The sequence below is a fragment of the Bacillus sp. FSL L8-0199 genome, from assembly GCF_038005705.1.
In the GTDB taxonomy this organism is placed as follows: Bacteria; Bacillota; Bacilli; order Bacillales; family Bacillaceae_G; genus Bacillus_A; species Bacillus_A cereus.
The window spans coordinates 2,529,515-2,549,744 of record NZ_JBBOTS010000001.1; the positions used below are offsets into that span (position 1 = coordinate 2,529,515).

Sequence of the window (20,230 nt, forward strand, 5' to 3'; positions counted from 1 at the left end):
TATAGACAAATCAATTATTATGCTTTACATTACTTCATTTAATCGAGTCTCACTCGTTTCTTCAATCGCATTTGAATTTTGAACTGAATTATTTTGTGCTTCTTTTTCTTTACGAGCCTTTTGTAGCATTTCAAGTATAATCCATAAAGGAACACCTTTATCCTTTAACATCTTCCATAAATCTAATTCATTAAATTTATGTTCAGGCTGTTTCATTTCTTTTTCGGATGAACGAATATCGAACTTGATAGGATCATTTACTTTCTTACTTTCAAGTTTAGTAGAAGAGATAGTATTATGCTCAAGAGTAGATGGAGTTATTTTAGTAGGTTGAGATAATGTATGAATATTTGATCCGATTTGCATGCTTTTTTCCTCCTTTTCAAGCAATGAGATTAGTTTTCTTATGGTTTTTAAATCTTTTTAACATGAGGAAACTATATTTAATTATAAATTCTAATAAACAGATTTACAAGTTGTATTGTAAAAAGTAAATGTTTATTTGAATTAATATTTATCAACATCTGTATATGTTTTCTATATATACAACGTATATAAAATACTTTACATTATGTTTAAGTTATTAAAGTATTCTGTTATTTTTTAAAAAAGAAAAATGTAAACGTTTTATTAGGGGGAGAAAGTATGGGGAAGTTATTTTTAAAAATATGTTTTTTCGCATTAGTGACCGTATGTTCATTCGCAGCGAAAATATCATACGCTGAAGAGAGGCAACAAAATAATTATCCTATCATATTGGTGAATGGATTTGCTGGATGGGGTAGAGAAGAAATGCTTGGCGTAAAATATTGGGGTGGTGTTCATGATATACAGGAAGATTTGAAACGCAATGGTTATACGGTACATACCGCAGCTGTTGGACCTGTTTCTAGTAACTGGGATCGTGCATGTGAATTGTATGCACAAATTAGCGGTGGGACAGTAGACTATGGTGCAGTACATGCTGAGAAACATGGACATAATCGTTTTGGCAGAACTTATAGTGGTTTTGCGCCGAATTGGAGTGAAACAAATAAAGTTCATTTAGTTGGACATAGCATGGGTGGACAAACGATTAGAACATTAGTACAGCTATTAAAAGAAGGTAGTTTTGAAGAAAAGAATTATGTAAAAAATCACCCAGACACCAAAATATCACCACTATTTGAAGGCGGAAAATCATATGTTCATAGTGTTACAACATTAGCAACCCCTCACAACGGTACAACACTTGCGGATGGTAGTCTTCTACTGCCGTTCGTTAAAGATTTACTCATTACAGCTGCAAGCTTTGGAGGAAACAATAATTTATCATTATATGATTTTAAATTGGATCAATGGGGTATAAAGAAAAATGCTGGAGAGTCCTTTTTCCAATATAGTAATCGTATTCTAAATAGTTCACTTTGGAAAAATACAAAAGATATAAGTCAATGGGATTTAAGTACAGATGGTGCAAAGGAGTTAAATAATTGGGTAAAGACGCAACCAGATGTGTATTACTTATCCTATAGTGGGCATGCATCACAAGCAGCACCTATAACAGGTTTACATTTGCCTCATATAACGATGAATAAAGTGTTAATGGGAAATGCATTTTTCTTAGGTTCTTATGCGAGATATGAAGAAAACCGTCCGTTAGTTGATACTTCTTGGTGGCAAAATGATGGTGTAGTAAATACAAATTCTATGATTGCACCCTCTTCTAATGTTGCTGTAAATAATAATGAGTCATTACAGATTGGAAAATGGAATCATATCGAAACGAAAGCGAATTGGGATCATCTCGATATGGTAGGATTAAGTGTTTCAGACTCATTAGGTTTTTCTAGCATTCAAGAGTTTTATAGAACAATTGCTGAAAAGCTATCACGTTTACCGAAATAGGTAATAATAAAGCGCTCTCGATGGAATTCGAGAGCGCTTTATATTATATTGAAAGAGGGATTTGGTAGAAAAATATGGGGGGATATTATGAAAATTCAAGTTGTATTATCAGGATACGGAACAGTAGGTAGAGAGTTTATAAAATTATTAAATGAAAAATATTCATATATATATGAAACATATGGGATTCAATTAGTTGTAAGTGGCGTATTAGGGAGAAATATTGCGATACATAATGAAGACGGCTTATCACTTCATCATTTATTGATGTATGGTGGCGGTACCGCTGCAATTGAAAAATATTTAGAGTATCATCCGAAGGAACGTGCAACAACTAGCATAAGTGGTACTGTATTGGTAGAATCAACAGTTACAAATCTTAAAGATGGAAATCCAGGGAAACAATATATGAAACAAGCGATTGAGAAACAGATGGATATAGTAGCAATTTCTAAAGGGGCGCTCGTTACAAACTGGAGAGAAATAAATGAAGCAGCAAGAGGCGCCAATGTACGAATTCGATATAGCGGTGCAACAGCCGCTGCACTACCGACCCTAGATATCGGACAATTTAGTTTAGCGGGTTGCAGTATTGAAAAAATAGAAGGAATATTAAATGGAACAACTAATTATATTCTTACGAAAATGTATGAGGAAGATATGACATTTGAAGAAGCATTGAAAGAAGCACAAGATAAAGGAATTGCTGAGACAAACCCTATATTAGATATAAGTGGTTCAGATAGTGCGTGTAAATTGTTACTTTTGACAAACAGCTTAATGGGAACAGAGAAAACACTTACTGATATACATATAAAAGGAATCGAGCACGTTACAAAACAGCAAATTAGAAATGCTAAGGAACAACATAAAATTATTAAATTAATAGCATCAACATATAAGGATGAGGGGGGCAATGTCAATTTAAATGTTGAACCGTGCGAAATAGAAAAAAATCATCCGTTAGCAAAAGTAAATGGGACCGAAAAAGGAATTACGTTCTTTACAGATACGATGGGACAAGTTACTACAATTGGTGGGGCTTCTAATCCACGAGGCGCTGCAGCTGCAGCTTTAAAAGATGTAATTAACTTATATCGAAAAGATTTGTAAGACCGTACCGCCTTTTATAAAAAATACATATGTCGTGGACCTTTTGAGAATGAAATAAATATGCAAAAATGATTGCAGGGGGTAAGGAATTGTTTAAGGATTTTAAAGTTGTTAAAGATCGTCCCGTTTATATTCAATTGAAAGATTATTTGAAGAAGATGATTATGAAAGGGCATTTGCTCGGGGATCAAAAAATCCCATCAACAAGGGAACTAAGTGAATTACTAAGTGTGAGTAGAAACACTGTACTCGCTGCTTATGCAGATTTAGAGCAAGAAGGACTCATTTATGCAGTTAAAGGAAAAGGGAACTTTGTTGCGAAGGTGGATATATCTAACACTTCGTCTGTTGAAATAGATTGGAAAAATAAACTTAATACAGTGACCGCATTAGCGGATGAATTAGATTTAATGAAACATGGTGTTCGTTGGGAAAAAGGAATGATTGTTTTTAATAGTATAGCCCCGGATGAGAAGCTATTTGATGTTGAAAATTTCAAAAGAGCTTTTCTTACTCGTATGTCCATTGAAGGAGACATCGTATTGAACTACGGATATGCAAAGGGATATAGACCGTTAATGAATTATTTACTTCATTACATGGAAATGAAAGGTGTAGACATTTCGAATAAAGATATTCTAATTACAAATGGATTTACAGAAGGATTGGATATTGTACTCTCTTCTTTATCAAAAAAATCCGGGCGTGTCATTTGTGAGAATCCAACTCACCACGCTGCACTTAAGCTTTTCCGTTTACATGGACTTGAAGTTCATGGGATTGATATGCATGAGGATGGTATTGATACGAATGAAGTTGAAAAAAGTTTGCGTGAAAAAGATTTTGATTTTGCTTATTTAATTCCTTCTTATCATAATCCAACTGGTATTGTTACGAGTTCAGAGAAAAGGACGGAATTGATGAGGTTATTCTCAAAATACAAGGTTCCTATTATAGAGGACGGATTTAATGAAGAATTACGTTATTCAGGTTCACATTTAGCTCCATTATTAACTTTTGCTGGAGCTGGCAATAATGTGATTTATATTAGTAGCTTTTCAAAGGTACTTTTCCCTGGTTTACGTGTAGGCTGGATTATTGCAGATAAAGAGCTGATTCATTATTTAGAAAGCGTAAAAAGAGCAAGAACGATCCACACATCTACGTTAGATCAAGCTGTTCTGTTTCAATATTTACATGAGGGATATTTTGAGAAATATTTAAAAAAGGCAAGATCTGTTTATAAGAAAAAATATGAGTTAGCTGTCGGGGCATGTAACCAGTACATTCATTTCAAAAGAATGACTGGAGATGGTGGACTTCATTTATTTATAGAACTAGAAGAGCATATGAATGCCCGCACACTTTTACAAAAGTGTTATGAGAAAGGCGTTACGTTTTCACCTGGAGATGTTTTTTACTCTGATGGAGAAGGAGCGAACACTTTCCGATTAGGGTTTTCGCGCTTGAAAGAAGAAGAAATAGTTCGGGGAATTAAAATAATTGGTGATACAATAAAAAATGAAATTTGGAGTTGAGAAAATGAAAATCGGTGTTATTATGGGCGGGGTATCGTCTGAAAAACAAGTTTCAATTATGACGGGGAATGAAATGATTGCTCATTTAGATAAAAATAAGTATGAAATAGTTCCAATTACATTAAATGAAAAAGTGGATTTAATTGAAAAAGCGAAAGACATTGACTTTGCGTTGCTCGCGTTACACGGAAAATACGGAGAAGATGGGACAGTTCAAGGAACACTGGAGAGTTTAGGAATTCCTTATAGCGGAAGTAATATGTTATCTAGCAGTATATGTATGGATAAAAATATTTCGAAAAAGATTTTACGTTATGAAGGTGTAGAAACACCAGATTGGATTGAACTTACAAAAATGGAGGATCTAAATCTTGATGAGTTAGATAAGTTAGGATTTCCATTAGTAGTAAAACCAAACTCTGGCGGATCGAGTGTCGGAGTGAAAATCGTTTATAATAAAAATGAATTGATCTCAATGCTAGAAACTGTATTCGAATGGGATTCTGAAGTAGTAATTGAGAAGTATATAAAAGGTGATGAAATTACATGTTCAATTCTGGATGGAAAACAGTTACCTATAGTTTCAATTCGACATGCAGCCGAGTTCTTTGACTACAATGCAAAATATGATGATACTAGTACAGTTGAGGAAGTTATCGAACTTCCAGCAGAAATTAATGAACGTGTAAATAAAGCGTCACTTGCTTGTTATAAAGCATTAAAATGTAGTGTTTATGCAAGAGTTGATATGATGGTGAAGGACGGAATTCCATATGTAATGGAAATTAATACATTACCAGGGATGACACAATCAAGTTTATTGCCAAAAAGTGCAGAAGCAGCGGGAATTAGTTATAGCAAACTATTAGATATGATTATTGAAACATCATTAAAAGTTAGAAAAGAAGAAGGGTTTTAAGGGAATTATATAACTAATTTTTTGACAGTTTCACGAAGTATGCTATGATGAATACATTATAAAAACAAAATATTTATCCACTAGGGGGGCCTTTTATAGGCTGAGATCAAATGTGATTTTGAGACTCTTAGTACCTGATCTGGTTAATGCCAGCGTAGGGAAGTGGGAAAGACGTTGCTATTTAATGAGTAAATAAATACTGTCAATTTCACTTTCTTTACGCCTGTAAAGAAAGTTTTTTTATTTTACAGCTTTAATAATTGTGGATAAATAGTTATATTTTATATATTATTGGAGGGATTTAAATGACTTTTTCACAATCATTACGTAAAGAAGTAGATTCAATTTGGGAAGCGAGTTTTAACCATCCTTTTGTAAAAAAACTTGGCGAAGGAACGTTAGATTTAGCTAGTTTTCGTTATTATGTGCTTCAAGATTCATATTATTTGAGCCATTTTGCTAGAGTACAAACTTTAGGAGCTGCAAAAGCTCTTGAATTAGAGACGACAGCTCGTATGGCACATCATGCTCAAAATACATATGAAGCAGAGTTATCTTTACATGAGAATTTTGCTAAAAAGCTAGGGATAACAAAAGAAGAAAAAGATAATTTTATTCCTGCGCCAACTGCATATGCGTATACTTCACATATGTATCGTGCTGCGTATGAAGGGCATTTAGGAGATATTATTGCAGCAATTTTACCTTGCTATTGGTTGTATTATGAAATTGGTGAACGCTTAAAAGAGTGCCAGCCGGAAGAGGCAATTTATAACGAATGGATTTCTGCTTATGGATCTGATTGGTTCCGTACGCTAGTTGAAGAACAAATTACACGGTTAGATACTATTGCTGAAAAAGTAACAGAGGCAGACCGCAAGCGTATGAAACAGCATTTTATTATTAGCAGTCAATATGAATATTCATTTTGGGAAATGGCTTATACATTAGAAAAGTGGCCAGTGGATACAGACGTAAAAGACGTAATTGGATAAAGAATAGAAGTAATGTTATAGATAGGTGTGGATCATACCTATCTATATATTTTTTCTTGTCAAATTTGTGTAAAGTCATTAGTGCTACGGATATGGCGAAATAGAATATCGATAAGTTAGCTAATTTAATTGTCTACGAATTAACTGGATAAATTTCTGCCACATTTATTTTACATTCAAAAAACGTAAAGATTGGTGGTATGAAGTTAAATAAGAAAAGAAACCGGCTCTGTTAATTGTAATGGATTTGCTTTTTCTTTACGGGAATTGCTAAATCATCATGGAATGCTGTTCATACAATATGCAAATATGCATATTGTATCTTTTTGAGTTCTTTATGTGTTAAAATTATATATAGAGATATGGGAATATAAAGAAGCAAAAGCAGGAATATCCAATGAATTTTGAGAGGTGTTATATGTTTACAAATAAGAAATTAATTCGATTTGGTTTATCGTTATTTGTATTTTTAGGGATAATTAATTTTACAATCAGCTATTTCCAAACATATCTTGAAACAGCAGCAGATATTAAATGGGTAATTCCAGAAATTTGGAAAACTATTTTGCTAGATGTTCCTCAAGGGATACTTGTTCTTTTAGGCGCAATTGCTTTATATGATTTCACAAAAGAGGCATCAAAAAAAGACGCATCAATCTAAATGTGTCTTTTTTCAATTAGCAATTTCATATAGAGATTTGCTGGAGAAATAGAATGAAAAGCCCTAATTAGGGCTTTTTTTGTTGGAATTTCTTAACCGTCATAGAAACTGGTCACTTGGAGGTGTTATAGCGAAAGCCATTTACAGTACAGAAAAATCTAAGCAGCAGACGGAAATATATAGGATATGGATCATAATTATTGAGAAATTAATTGAACTTAGTAAGTATGAAGATATGACGCTAGAATTCATATTTTTTAATTTTTATTTATCTCGCTATTTGCCGGGCAGTAAGCCCCCCACCTCAAAATTCAGCGGAAGCAAAGAAGTTAGGTAGGGGATGAACAAAACCCCACTGATTAAATTTTCACTTTATAAAAATGAGCCCATAGTAAAAATAGGTATATGAACAAGGTGCATCATCTAGTGATAAGTCATACTTTGTGGGTGTACGTATTGAACTTAGTTTATAGCGCTATTTCTACTTAGATGTAACGAACAGGAATATAGGGAAGTATTGATGAGGTTGTATTTTATAAACGGAGGTTATGAAAATGAATCAGTTTCAACAAGAACTACAAGCGTTAAGCCTTAATGATTACCGGTCTGGAAATATTGTCTATTGGGACCAGCAAAACCAATATCCGTATTACTATATTGAAGATGCTGCTCGTCGCTGTGGCGGTTGTGGTCGTTGTGGCGGTTGTGGTGGAGGTCGTTGTGGCGGCTTCCGTTGTGGTGGCTTCCGTTGTATTGGTTGCTTCGGTTGTTTTGGTTGTGGAGGTTGCGGAGGTTGTGGCGGCTGTGGTGGTTGCTCTAACTGTTTTGATGGTTTTACTGATACTACCGGTACTATTGTAACGTATGAATATTGATAACATCTATCTTGCTAGTTGCGGGTAGTAACATCCCCAAAAAAATTCAGTGAGAGCAAAGAGAAGTTAGGTGGCGGACTGCCCATAAAATCCCGATTGGTGAGAGCTGATTAAATTTTCACTTTATCAATTAAAAAACATTAGTTATATATGTACGTGCCGACAAAGAATATAGCCATTATTCATGGATATATTCAATCATTCAAGTAAAAGAGTAACAATAAGATATATAGATGTAATCAAGATGTGATGGATAAAGCAATGACTAGATTTAAAATCTAATCATTGTTTTTTTCTTATGGTTTTATCATTAAATATCTGTCTAGTTTGGGCATTGCTTCCTTCTAGCTAATGATTTTATTACAACCGTGTAAGGTTAATGTAATGTTAATCGATAGTAAAATAAGTTGCTTGAGTGTATTTTAAATAAGATTAAAAAGTACTGTTTATCTATAAAATAATTGGGTAAATAATATGTAATTAGGAAGTGTATGAATATGGTTGAACTAAAATCTATTTTCCATTCGTATAAACTAAAGAGAAAAATAGCTAAAGATTTATACGGAAAAAGAGATGAATTATCACTGTTATTAAATGAATTTAATAATATGAAATGTACAGTAACATCTGAAAAGAAGAAAAACAATATGTTATCTCGTTTGCAACTAATTTATGAAAATATGAAATTAGATAAGCAGTATCCTCTATCAGTTTCTTTTGATAGTAAATTATTGGAGCGATTAGAAAAAGAATCTCTACATACTATTGAGGATGGTGTAACATGTCTACATTTAATGTTAGATATGAATTATGAAAAAATAAAACAATATGGGTCGGGTACAAGTAGGTCATTCGTTCCATTATCGCAGTCTTCTATTTGTCTCGCTGATTGTATTTGTTTAACAGGATTTGTAGTAGGTTTACTAGGAGCAATTTCATTTGGAGCATTACTGTTATCTATATGTTCAGTCACATAACGCTTAATATTTGTAAAGAGAGCACCGATTTAAGGTGTTTTTTTAGTTTTTTGTAAATTTATTGTAAATGATAAGTACAATATACCAATTAAATTGTATAATTCAAATGTATTAAAATATAAATGTAAGGGGGCTGTATATGATAATTACTTTTAATTTTTAAAAGAGTCATTTTGATAATGTTTTGTTTAGATAAATAGTTTTTACTTTTCTTTTAAATACTTCGTTTAAATGAATTAGATTAAGTAATTATTGTTCTAGCTTTTTGATAATCAAGACAATCGAAGAAAGGAATCATTTTATGAAAAAATTAAGGCTGTTAACATTTGAAAATATAGTAGAACCCCTTTTAAATGAAGAGGTATCATTTATATACTTTCCTATTGAATGGCTGGACATCGTAGAGATACATTATAAGACGTTTTTATTAACGAGTAAGTTGAAACGTTTGAATAAAAGATTATATGATATGTTTTCGGATATATTGTTTATTCAGCATAATCCGTACGTATTAAATGAAAATATACCATGGATTGTATCAAAAGAACCTATTAAACAAGAGCAACTCGATTATATTTTTCAAAGTTGGTATGAGATTATTCATGATTGGAAGCCAAATAGATTAGTAGAACCACCAAAATATGAATGGCAATCCGATTTGATTTCTAATTTGCCAGTACTACATGATAATGAAACGTATTCTAAGTGGGTACCCGCTTTAATCTCACATATTTTTTGTGAGCGTCCTATATATTTAGAAAATACAAATGAAGAAGAAATCTATTTTTCTCCTCTTAGATCACAAAATATTTGTGAGGCGATGTCAGAGCCGATAAAAGATGAAAAAACACAAGATTTTTTCTCCTATGTATATCGATTCCAATGCATAACCCGTGGTGGTGAGAACGCTCCATTATTAAATATTTCAATAGGGATTCGGAGATTTTATCAAGAATATAATCATCCAGATATTCCTTTACTTTTAAGACGGAAACGAGGCATGATATTGATTTCTACCTCAGAGTTTGCGTCAAATAATAAAAAAATACGGTTTGTAAAACTAAAAATACAACAAGCTACAACCGGTATGAAATGGATTAAAATATTTAGAAATTTAAAAGATGATTTTCAAATAGGGGGAGAGGTGGATTTAGACCATATTCTCCAATATCCGAAAGATTATATTGTAGGGGAAAATAAAAGGGTGTTATTTCCATACAATGAGAGAATTTATAAAGTTCAAGGTACTAAAATAGAACCGGGTATAAAAGTAAAGGAAAGAGAGTATTTATTTAAAGAATTTCAGCGTAAATTCTCTTATTTCACAATACTTCCAGAATGTAAAAAGATAGCAACAAATAACAAAAATGAATTATTTCCTTTATTTGCACCAAAAGGATTAGAGACATTAACATTAGAAGTTTGGTCTGAAAATATAGTGCTGGAAATAGAACAAGCATTACTTGAGAGTCAAATTGTTTTGACTAAAGTTGGTGAAAATTCTTATGTTTTGAATACAGATTTTCCAGTGTTATTAAAGATTGTGAGATACAATATTGAAAAGGTGTTACAAAATCCATATAAAATGCAATATTGCCAAAAATATAAAACAAATCTTGTAGATGATGTTACGAAAGCTGTCTATGCTACCGCGGGCGAGCGCAGTGATGCGACATTAGCATTAATCGCATTGAAAAATTGTGATGGACGAGAAAAAATTGATCCAAAACAAATCATTAGAGAGGGATTTGCACGAGCAAACCGTATTTCAACATTTATTAATTTATTTATAGGCCAAAGTGTATCTCGTAAAACAATTGTAAATAGTGTTTTTAGTTTATTAGAGCAAAAAGGATTTTTGAAGCGTAGTTGGAATAAGATAAATTTACCTTGTATATATGTTAATTTATCAATTGAACGAATATCGAAATTTGATTTCTTACCTATTCTTTCAAAAATAAAAGGAAAAGAAATTTTATATAAATTATATGGGAATACAGAATGGCAAACGATTGATTACGTATTATTAAATATAAATAAACATAATGCATTTTTACCACAACCATCAAAGAGAAATGATATGGGAGCTCTTTTTAAACAATATGTTTCCGAAACATTAATGGAAATTGTACAATATGCAAAAGAACAAAATGAACAAGTTTTTTTCATTGTAGATGCAAATTTGAGAAGGTATTGGATAAAAGAGTTACAAAATAAAGAAATTAATACAGATATTTTACCTGAAATTGTTCCAGAGGTGTTAAAGGTTCCAAATTTAAATATTATTAGAATAAATACAGGTTTTGATGTACCAAGTTACGGTTTAATAGAATGTGATGATGCTTTAGATAGCATTGGCTTATATGCAGATCAAAAAGGGATGTATTATAGCACTGGTGAATATTCACTTAATTGTAGTGGGATTTTTCAGCGATATATACTTGAAATTCTACCATTAGGTGTAAAACCTGTAGAAAGGGATTATATCGCTAAAATGATACATTACATGTGCTGTAATTCTAGTATGCTTTCGAAAAAGAATGTACACATGACATATTCCATGCATATGGAAAAGGTAATAAAGAGTTATATTACTGACATAGATGCAAGAGAGTTTAAAGAATTTGATGATGAATTGGATGTAGATGTAGTAAAAGTAGAAAAGAAAGATTCAATTATTCTACTTTAAATACTAGTAAACAAATCCTGCTCGTTATATCGATCAGGATTTGTCATTTTTTTATGTAAATAAGGATATCCTTTGTCAAGTATCTTTTCGTTTACATATTTACTTTATGTGCAGACAGGATTAATATGTTTTTTAGAAATACAAAAACTATTTCATATGGAAAAACGATTTTTATTAATTGAAAAAATTTGAAAGGAATGGGGAATTGTGAAGAAATTAGATGTGCTCTTAATGCTACTGAGCGGCCTCTTTCCAATTGCAGGACTTACAAAGCAAATCCCTCTAGAACAATCTATATATATTGGAGGGCTTTTATTTTTTACTAGTTTCGGTAGTTATTTTGCTAAAAAGATGTATTCACGTATATGCAGTTGGATAGCGTATGCGCCATTTATAACATTACTGTTAGTTATTTGGCATCAGGATATTTCAACAAGCTCAATCATAGCAAATGCGAAAATTGCTGCATGTGTCGCGTTAATTCCATGTTTATTCCGTTTTCGTACATATGGACTTACTTTGGGCTTATTCTCATTATGGGCCGCTTTACTATGGGATATAAAAGAAGTACAGTCGTTAGTCATACTTGAACGCATAACGAGTTTAATGACAAGCCATTATGTATATATATTACTATTAATTGGAGGACTTGTAATAGGAGGATTACTTGCGATGTTCATTCACCGCAAAGAGAAAGATAATAATAAAGAAAATATAAATCTACTTGGACCAAAAAAGAAACGCAAAAGATTATCATTTAAGATTCGTCTTCCAAGATTACCGAAATTAAGGATGAAACTATTTAAGTTTGGTGGGAAAGAATCTAAAAGTAAAATGCCAGAAAAAATCCATGAGTATAAGTACGAAGAACCAGTTGCAACATATGAAATGACAGAGCAAATAGATCCATACAAAGAAAATGCAGTTCAAGGTCAAACAAGGATGGAACGCCGAAGAAATAGGTATAATGCATAATGAAGTTTAATAACCCCGTAATGACTTATCTTAATATTGATAAATCATTACGGTTTTTTTATGTAATGAAATGAAGGTTGCTATTGCGGAGGGGAATAGCATATTTTATAGATAGGAACTAAAATAAGGGGAGGATAAAATGCTTATCATTACATATATATCTGCTTGTATATTATTCTTAGTTAGCTTTTTACATGTATATTGGGCTTTCGGAGGTAATTGGGGGACAAATAGTGTTATTCCAACTAAATCAGGGGAAAAGGCGTTTACACCTCGCACCGGAATGACATTGTTCATTGCATTATTATTAAGTATGGCAGCAATAATTTTGTTGCAACAAGCAAATATTGTTCATTTTGCAGTTCCTAATGTTATTATTCAAGTCGGTTCCTGGATTTGTATGATTGTCTTTTCTATTAGAGTAATTGGTGAGTTTAACTATTTTGGTATCTTTAAACGACAAAAAGATACGCACTTTGCAAGAATGGATACGGGTTTATATATTCCACTTTGTGCATTTTTATCTTTATCTTTCTTATTAGCAATAATTTTGTGAGTGAATAATAGTAGTTTCTTTTCTCAACATATATGTAAACGTGAGAAATCTAAGAGTAAATAAAAAGGATGTAAGCGCCTTCTTGTCGAAATGTAAATTATTATGAAAGGCGGTGACACTATGAAGTATGTAAAAGTTAGTATGAATGGTGGAAGTGAACATAAATTCTCAATGACTTTAGATCGGTTTGAAGAACTTATTACTACAGAGAATGGGATATTAGAAAATAAATTAGTATGTATTGAAAATGTAATGATTAATCCTACTAATATATCTTCTGTAGTTGAAAAAATTGGTGTACCGGCTAAGTTTATGGAAGCTTAAAATGTTAGATAAAAAACATCCATTGGGGATGTTTTTTAATTTATAAATATGAAATTGTACAGTGAATATTTGATTAGATTTTTTAGCAATGACTATGCATATATTAAGTACCTGAACATGGTGCTTAATATATGCACGAAATAATAAGTACAAGCATATAGTATTAAGTAGGACAAGATCTTCGTGTCCTACTTAATACTCAGAAAAAACCTCTAATCACATAAGAGCATCCAATTGCAGGGTGCTCTTATTTTTTATGAAAATCTACTACGAGCCTTATTTTATAGTAGGATGCAATAATAAATAGCTATTTTGAAATAGTGTTTTTTAGCCTTTAATTTTAAATTTATCTTTAACGTTAATAAATATTAAAAATAATATGATAGCAGAAATTAAGTTAGATAAGTAGAAGTTTTGATGAAACAGTAGTTCAAAGATGACATCGGAAGTAACGAATAAGGCAATAGCAGGTAGTATGCAAATAAATATAAATCTCCAATTTTTTAAGTAATGTTTATAATTTGTAAGTACTTTATCCATAAATATAGCTCCTATATTTTTGTTTTTATATAATTATACATTTAGATACAAGGATTTTCAAAGTAAAAATATTTAGCAATTCAAAAATATAAGGAGAGCTTTTGTTGAAAATCCAGATTGCTGTAGTAATCTGGATTTAACTTTAAAGAACTATACTAAAATGATACACTATAATCTACGTTATTTTTGAATTGAATAGAGGGATTTGTGTGATAGATAAAATTAAAAATGCTGTAGAGGATATGTACGAAGATGAGGCTAAAGATTTACTTCAAAGTATTCTCATACAGTTAAACTTATTAGAAGAAAACTATACTGAAGATACAATTAAAAATTTGATGGATATTCCGAAACAATTAACAAGTAATCCTACTTATAAAAGGAATGTAAAAGAAAGTATGCACGTACATATTGCTTTTGATGATTCAACGGCTGGTTGCTTAAAATATATGTTAAGTCAAGAAGAATTATTTGAAGAGAGTGTTGTTGCTTTTTCGGAATTCTTTTCAATTGGACCGATATATAGGTTGCATACGAATGAGGGGCAACTAGCAAGACAGAAGTGGTTAATAAATAACTTAACAGCTTATGATAGTTATTTTGAAGAAGAATATTTATCAAGATTTATAGCAACTATAGAAGAACTACATACTATTCCTGTTGAAACGCCTATTACAATTTGGAAGGCTGATAATGCACATGAACATGTAGGCCTAAGTTTTGTAATGGCACAATTAAAGGATAAGAAAAACATTCGAGTTATTAATACGTCTGAAGCAAGTAGAGAAATATTAAAACAAGAGTATGATATTCGTGGAACGGGAGAATTACCACCTGAAAGTTTAGCTCTATTCCAAAAAAGTTTTATAAAGCTACCTTATTTAACTGAAGAGAAGCGCATGAAGTTTGAAAATGAGTGGGATAGATTATCGGAAAGCATAGAATGTTTAAGAGTGTGGAAAGAAAATGAAGTGCATTCTGTACAGGAAGATTATTTTGATCAATTTATAATTGAATGCGCGAAAAGTGTGGGTGCTGATCGAGAGTTCCTCAAAGCTCCTAGAGTAATTGGTGAAGCACTTGGTCTTGTTGAACAATTGGTTGGAGATACTTTCTTAGAATATCGTTTGAAACAATTAATTAAACAAGAAGTATTTGAATTTGAAGGTTCGTTAGATGAAATGCGTTTTTATAGTGTGAAGTTAAGGAAATAATAAACACATTCTATTTTTGAAAGGCTCGTATTTTTAATAATACGAGCTTTTTAAGTTGAATTTGGGCTATACATAAGCTTCCCAGAGAGGGCATATCACATATGAATGGTAAAGGTAATGAATGAAAAGAAGGTGATTTGTTAATATGTATAACCAACAAAATTATCCATATGATCAAGCGATGTATTATAATCCACATGACTACGGGTATGAACCTACAAATGAAGTGAGAGATATTGAACAAGAAGATTACAGACCAGATGATGCGGAAGATGCTCCAACGTCACCACCACCGTCACAGGCGCCGTCGTTACCGTCTACATTTGCTTCTCCGGCTCAATCAGGTAATATGAAATCATGGATGTGTAACTGTCTAGGAAGATGGGGCTATTTACGCTTACATCGTCCTGGTCCTTTCGGAAGGGTCTTATGGTTTTTTCCGACTGAAGTGAGAAGAAATGGAGTGTCAGGTTACACGTGGCAAGGTGGTCGTCGTCGTAAAGTAAGTTATCGCTATCAACAAATTAGTAATTTTATGTGCTTCGCATAAAGAGAAGTGGGAGAGTGAAACGATTTTACTCTCTCACTTTTTTATTTTTCAATATACGAAGTAAGATTTTGATTAAAAATTTACAATTTTCACGTTTTTATTAGAGTATAATGCATATGTTGGGTTGGTTTTCAAAAACAAATGAGAGTGAGGGAATACAATGTCAATGAAAAACAAAGTTGGGTTAAGCATAGAGGATGGCATTAATTTAGCTTCAGCTCAGTTTAAAGAAGATGCGTATGAAATTTATAAAGAATCGCGAAAAAAACAACCTATATTATTTGTAAACCAAGTTGAAATCGGTAAAGAATGGCTCATTACTAGATATGAAGATGCTCTGCCACTTTTAAAAGATAATCGTTTAAAAAAAGATTGGACAAATGTGTTTTCTCAAGATATAAAGAACATGTATCTTTCCGTTGATAATAGTGACCACTTAACAACACATATGTTAAATTCAGATCCACCTAACCACAGTCGTTTACGATCTTTAGTTCAAAAAGCTTTTACACCGAAGATGATTGCACAATTAGACAAAAGAATTGAGAGAATAGCAGATGATTTGATAAGTGATATAGAGCGAAAAGGTACATTAAATCTTGTGGATGATTATTCATTTCCATTACCGATTATTGTAATAAGTGAGATGCTCGGTATTCCAAAAGAAGATCAAGCGAAATTTAGAATTTGGTCTCATGCTGTTATTGCATCACCAGAAACACCTGAAGAAATAAAAGAGACCGAAAAACAACTATCTGAGTTTATTACATATCTTCAATATTTAGTTGATATTAAACGAAAAGAGCCAAAAGAAGACTTAGTGAGTGCTTTAATACTTGCAGAGAGTGAAGGACATAAACTTAGCGCTCGGGAACTATATTCAATGATAATGCTATTAATTGTAGCAGGACACGAGACGACAGTGAATTTAATTACAAATACGGTATTAGCACTTCTTGAAAATCCAAATCAATTACAGTTATTAAAAGATAATCCAAAACTAATTGATTCGGCTATTGAGGAAGGATTGCGTTATTATTCTCCAGTTGAGGTTACAACTGCAAGATGGGCAGCGGAACCTTTTCAAATTCACGACCAAACAATCGAAAAAGGAGATATGGTTGTCATTGCCTTAGCTTCTGCAAACCGTGATGAAACTGTATTTGAAAATCCAGAAATATTTGATATTACACGGGAGAACAACCGTCACATTGCCTTTGGTCATGGTAGCCATTTCTGCTTAGGCGCTCCACTTGCGAGGTTAGAAGCAAAGATTGCTATTACTACTTTGTTTAATCGAATGCCTGAACTACAAATAAAAGGCGATCGTGAAGAAATTAAATGGCAAGGTAACTATTTAATGCGTTCTTTAGAGGAATTGCCTTTAACTTTCTAGAATAGTTAAAAGGAGACATGCATACATCGAAAATGATTTACATAGAGTATGTATGTGTTATTTAAATTCGAAACGGAAGGGTGAAAACATCCCAATGATCAACTAATTCTATTTGTAAGAGATCTTCGTTAAAAAACGAAATATTCTTCTGAATAGGGTTAGTCTGTACATTTATAGAAAAGGGATGTATATCGCTCTGCGAATATATAGTCTTTTTATATGATTTGTGCTGCCTCCTGTTCAGAACATGAAATAGGAGGCTTTTTTATGTCGACAAATGTAGTAACGAAACAAAACAATGGGGTATCACAAGTATTAAAAAATCGGTTTGTTCAAGGGATTTTAGCATCAGCATTATTTTTACAAATAGGAATATGGGTTCGAAACTTTGCGGTATTACTATATGTAATGGAAATGACAAAAGGTGATGCTTTTGCTATTTCGATGATTTCAGTTGCTGAATTCGCTCCAATTTTTATTTTTTCATTTATTGGCGGTACTTTTGCTGATAGGTGGAAGCCAAAGAAGACAATGATATGGTGTGAAACGTTAAGTTCCATTTCAGTATTCGCTGTATTAATTACGCTTATGTTTGGAACGTGGAAAATTGTGTTTTTTGTGACACTCATCTCTGCAATCCTTTCACAGTTTTCACAACCATCTGGAATGAAGTTGTTTAAACAACATTTATCAACGGAACAAATTCAATTAGCAATGTCTATATATCAAACGATATTTGCAATATTTATGGTATTAGGACCAATACTAGGGACATTTATCTTTCATAGTTTTGGAATTTATATTTCAATCATCATAACAGGTATTTCGTTTTTACTTGCGGCAGTTGTATTGTTATTCCTTCCGAAAGATCTTGAAAACGACGTAGAAAAGAAGGATATCACTCTGTTGCAGGAGATGAAGGATGGTATTAAGTATGTCAAAAAGAAAAAAGCATTAACTTTGCTAGGGCTTTGTTTTATGGCTGCAGGACTAGGTATAGGATTAATTCAGCCATTAGGTATATTTATTGTGACTGAGCAGTTAGGATTATCAAAAGAGAGTTTACAGTGGCTACTAACAGTAAATGGTGCGGGAATGATTGTTGGCGGAGCATTAGCAATGGTATTTGCGAAAAACGTTGCTCCGCAAAAGATGTTAATTATCGGTATGCTTGGTCAAGCAATTGGTATTGGCATTATAGGATATTCTACAAATTTATGGGTGACACTTACAGCGCAGCTTTTTAGTGGTTTAGCTCTTCCTTGTATCCAAATTGGTATTAATACGCTTATTATTCAAAATAGCGATACCGATTTTATAGGTCGTGTAAATGGTATTTTAAGTCCGCTTTTTACCGGTTCAATGGTAGTAACGATGAGTATAGCTGGCTCATTAAAAGAGATGTTTTCATTAAGTATGATGTATGAAGGGACGGCTTTACTTTTTATAATTGGATTATTGTTTATTTTACCTATATACAATTTAAAGCCAGTAATAGCGGTAGAAAGTGAAATAAGTGGTAAAGGAAGTGCTATACAAAATGAATCCTAATCCAAATGTTAAATACCCTATTGAAGGCAATCAAAACGTTCAATTTATAAAAAATATAATAACAAAACCTAATATACTTGTTGGTGACTATTCTTATTATGATGCGAAAGATGGAGAAACATTTGAAGATCGAGTATTACATCATTATGAATTTCTTGGAGATCGCCTTACTATTGGAAAGTTTTGTTGTATTGCATCTGGAGTTAACTTTATTATGAACGGAGCCAATCATCGGATGGATGGATTTTCGGCATATCCATTTAATATATTTGGAAATGGGTGGGAGAAGTATACACCTAGTTTGTCTGATTTACCTTATAAAGGTGATACAGTTATAGGAAATGACGTTTGGATTGGTATGGATACAACAATTATGCCCGGAATAAAAATAGGGGATGGTGCAATCATTGCAGCTAAATCTGTTGTGACTAGAGACGTCGCACCATATACAATTGTTGGTGGAAACCCTGCAAATAAAATAAAAGAGAGATTTTCAAATGAAATAATTCAAGAATTATTGCAAATTCAATGGTGGCATTTTGATATTGAAAAAATAACTGGAAATATTGATGCTATTGTACGCGGAGATATTGAACCATTAAGAAAGCTAAAAAGGGAATGAAAAATGGATGACAAATAGTATCATACCTCCGAATTTTGTTAATGATAATAGAACAAGGAGGTGTGATACTATGGCACAAGACGTTTTATGTGAAGTAAACAACTGTAAATTTTGGGCGAACGGTAATAAATGTAGTGCAGAGGCAATTTACGTAGTAAGTCATAAAGGTAAACATGCATCTACAACGGAAGAAACAGATTGCAAAACATTCGATCCAGAAGTGTAAATTCTTTAAGGGTAGCCAAATCGTGGTTGCCCTTTTATTAATGATAGTATTGATAATAAATATCATTTTCATTCATTAATTTTAGCTTTTTTTGTTATTTTTTCATATTTTCTTCATAAGTGAAGTAATCCAACTCAATTCATGTTCAATTCGTGATTTACTAAATTCAATGACTTCAGTAATAAAGGGTGAGGTAACCTCTAAAGACTGAATAGCGGTAAGTTGATTATGTAGTACGTTTTGACGTACAGTCAAAATCTCTTTTCTAGCTTCATATTCAAGTTTTTCAAATAGCGCGATACGAACAAGAAATTCTGCATTATTTGTCGCAAGTTTTTCGGGAAACTCTCGTAACATTTCAGAAAAAATTTCTTCTCCTGTTTCTGTTATATCGTACATATTTCGGTTTGGTTTTCCAACTTGTTTATGTATTTTTTTCGTTATAGCACCCATATTTTCAAAGCGCCGAAGGGCAGGGTAAAGCATGTTGTGATTTAATTCAAAATTCTCACCTAAACGATTTTGAACATTTTTTTTGATTTCATATCCATGTTTTGGTCCGGTCGTTAATTCTGCTAGTAGTAAAATATCAACGTACATAAAAATCCCCCTTATATATTTC

The 20,230-nt window shown here is 32.3% G+C and carries 21 protein-coding genes and 1 riboswitch; of the genes, 18 read left to right on the top strand and 3 right to left on the bottom strand.

What is annotated here, in order from left to right; all coding sequences use genetic code 11:
• Positions 1-24 precede the first annotated feature (24 nt).
• Entirely contained in the window at positions 25-366 is a 342-nt protein-coding gene (locus NST86_RS13130) for a DUF3914 domain-containing protein (protein WP_001165518.1), read from the bottom strand.
• 279 nt (positions 367-645) lie between these two features.
• Between NST86_RS13130 and NST86_RS13135 the strand changes: the two genes are divergently transcribed.
• The 12 genes from NST86_RS13135 to NST86_RS13190 all read left to right on the top strand — a co-directional run bounded on the left by NST86_RS13135 (position 646) and on the right by NST86_RS13190 (position 13,509).
• Positions 646-1,887, top strand: coding sequence for an esterase/lipase family protein (locus NST86_RS13135; protein WP_061662919.1), 1,242 nt, complete (start codon positions 646-648; stop codon positions 1,885-1,887).
• 87 nt (positions 1,888-1,974) lie between these two features.
• Entirely contained in the window at positions 1,975-3,000 is a 1,026-nt protein-coding gene (locus NST86_RS13140) for a homoserine dehydrogenase (protein ID WP_061662918.1), read from the top strand.
• Between the two features lie 89 nt (positions 3,001-3,089).
• Positions 3,090-4,538 (top strand): MocR-like pyridoxine biosynthesis transcription factor PdxR, encoded by a 1,449-nt coding sequence (gene pdxR / locus NST86_RS13145; protein ID WP_000471609.1) that lies wholly within the window; start codon positions 3,090-3,092, stop codon positions 4,536-4,538.
• 4 nt (positions 4,539-4,542) lie between these two features.
• On the top strand, positions 4,543-5,457 hold the full coding sequence (locus NST86_RS13150; protein WP_001999863.1) for a D-alanine--D-alanine ligase: 915 nt from the start codon (positions 4,543-4,545) through the stop codon (positions 5,455-5,457).
• 72 nt (positions 5,458-5,529) lie between these two features.
• Positions 5,530-5,635, top strand: a riboswitch (TPP riboswitch).
• 127 nt (positions 5,636-5,762) lie between these two features.
• Positions 5,763-6,452, top strand: coding sequence for a thiaminase II (tenA, locus tag NST86_RS13155; RefSeq protein ID WP_000144508.1), 690 nt, complete (start codon positions 5,763-5,765; stop codon positions 6,450-6,452).
• Between the two features lie 397 nt (positions 6,453-6,849).
• Positions 6,850-7,113: a DUF3937 family protein gene (locus NST86_RS13160; RefSeq protein WP_002101034.1), complete on the top strand. Its 264-nt coding sequence runs from the start codon at positions 6,850-6,852 to the stop codon at positions 7,111-7,113.
• Between the two features lie 554 nt (positions 7,114-7,667).
• Positions 7,668-7,988 (top strand): heterocycloanthracin/sonorensin family bacteriocin, encoded by a 321-nt coding sequence (locus NST86_RS13165; RefSeq protein ID WP_001071364.1) that lies wholly within the window; start codon positions 7,668-7,670, stop codon positions 7,986-7,988.
• A 491-nt stretch (positions 7,989-8,479) separates the two neighbouring features.
• Positions 8,480-8,965: a hypothetical protein gene (locus tag NST86_RS13170; RefSeq protein WP_001999865.1), complete on the top strand. Its 486-nt coding sequence runs from the start codon at positions 8,480-8,482 to the stop codon at positions 8,963-8,965.
• A 301-nt stretch (positions 8,966-9,266) separates the two neighbouring features.
• Positions 9,267-11,654, top strand: coding sequence for an RNaseH domain-containing protein (locus tag NST86_RS13175; RefSeq protein ID WP_340933971.1), 2,388 nt, complete (start codon positions 9,267-9,269; stop codon positions 11,652-11,654).
• Between the two features lie 207 nt (positions 11,655-11,861).
• A complete protein-coding gene (locus NST86_RS13180; RefSeq protein ID WP_000732185.1) occupies positions 11,862-12,629 on the top strand; it encodes a DUF3959 family protein in 768 nt (255 codons plus the stop codon).
• 139 nt (positions 12,630-12,768) lie between these two features.
• Positions 12,769-13,185 (top strand): DUF3995 domain-containing protein, encoded by a 417-nt coding sequence (locus NST86_RS13185; RefSeq protein ID WP_016117988.1) that lies wholly within the window; start codon positions 12,769-12,771, stop codon positions 13,183-13,185.
• Between the two features lie 120 nt (positions 13,186-13,305).
• Complete coding sequence (locus NST86_RS13190; RefSeq protein ID WP_000878369.1) at positions 13,306-13,509, top strand: hypothetical protein; 204 nt, start codon at positions 13,306-13,308, stop codon at positions 13,507-13,509.
• Positions 13,510-13,836: 327 nt separating this feature from the next.
• Here the strand turns inward: NST86_RS13190 and NST86_RS13195 are convergent, their stop codons facing one another.
• Entirely contained in the window at positions 13,837-14,049 is a 213-nt protein-coding gene (locus NST86_RS13195) for a hypothetical protein (RefSeq protein WP_000362070.1), read from the bottom strand.
• Between the two features lie 209 nt (positions 14,050-14,258).
• Here NST86_RS13195 and NST86_RS13200 point away from each other — a divergent pair, with 209 nt between their 5' ends.
• The 6 genes from NST86_RS13200 (at position 14,259) to NST86_RS13225 (ending at position 19,608) form a co-directional block, all read left to right on the top strand.
• Positions 14,259-15,263 carry a DUF1835 domain-containing protein gene (locus tag NST86_RS13200; protein ID WP_016117989.1) on the top strand — a complete coding sequence of 335 codons (1,005 nt, stop codon included), beginning with the start codon at positions 14,259-14,261 and terminating at the stop codon, positions 15,261-15,263.
• Positions 15,264-15,408: 145 nt separating this feature from the next.
• Complete coding sequence (locus NST86_RS13205; protein WP_340933976.1) at positions 15,409-15,813, top strand: hypothetical protein; 405 nt, start codon at positions 15,409-15,411, stop codon at positions 15,811-15,813.
• 160 nt (positions 15,814-15,973) lie between these two features.
• Positions 15,974-17,209, top strand: a complete 1,236-nt coding sequence (locus NST86_RS13210; protein ID WP_016117990.1) for a cytochrome P450 family protein — start codon at positions 15,974-15,976, stop codon at positions 17,207-17,209.
• A 267-nt stretch (positions 17,210-17,476) separates the two neighbouring features.
• Positions 17,477-18,760: an MFS transporter gene (locus tag NST86_RS13215; RefSeq protein ID WP_000106395.1), complete on the top strand. Its 1,284-nt coding sequence runs from the start codon at positions 17,477-17,479 to the stop codon at positions 18,758-18,760.
• A complete protein-coding gene (locus NST86_RS13220) occupies positions 18,750-19,382 on the top strand; it encodes a Vat family streptogramin A O-acetyltransferase (RefSeq protein WP_001069249.1) in 633 nt (210 codons plus the stop codon). The genes NST86_RS13215 and NST86_RS13220 overlap by 11 nt, the downstream gene beginning before the upstream one ends.
• 70 nt (positions 19,383-19,452) lie before the next feature.
• Entirely contained in the window at positions 19,453-19,608 is a 156-nt protein-coding gene (locus NST86_RS13225) for a DUF1540 domain-containing protein (RefSeq protein WP_000046095.1), read from the top strand.
• A gap of 102 nt (positions 19,609-19,710) precedes the next feature.
• Here NST86_RS13225 and NST86_RS13230 read toward each other — a convergent pair whose 3' ends face one another.
• A complete protein-coding gene (locus tag NST86_RS13230) occupies positions 19,711-20,208 on the bottom strand; it encodes a PadR family transcriptional regulator (protein ID WP_000289121.1) in 498 nt (165 codons plus the stop codon).
• Positions 20,209-20,230: the final 22 nt, after the last annotated feature.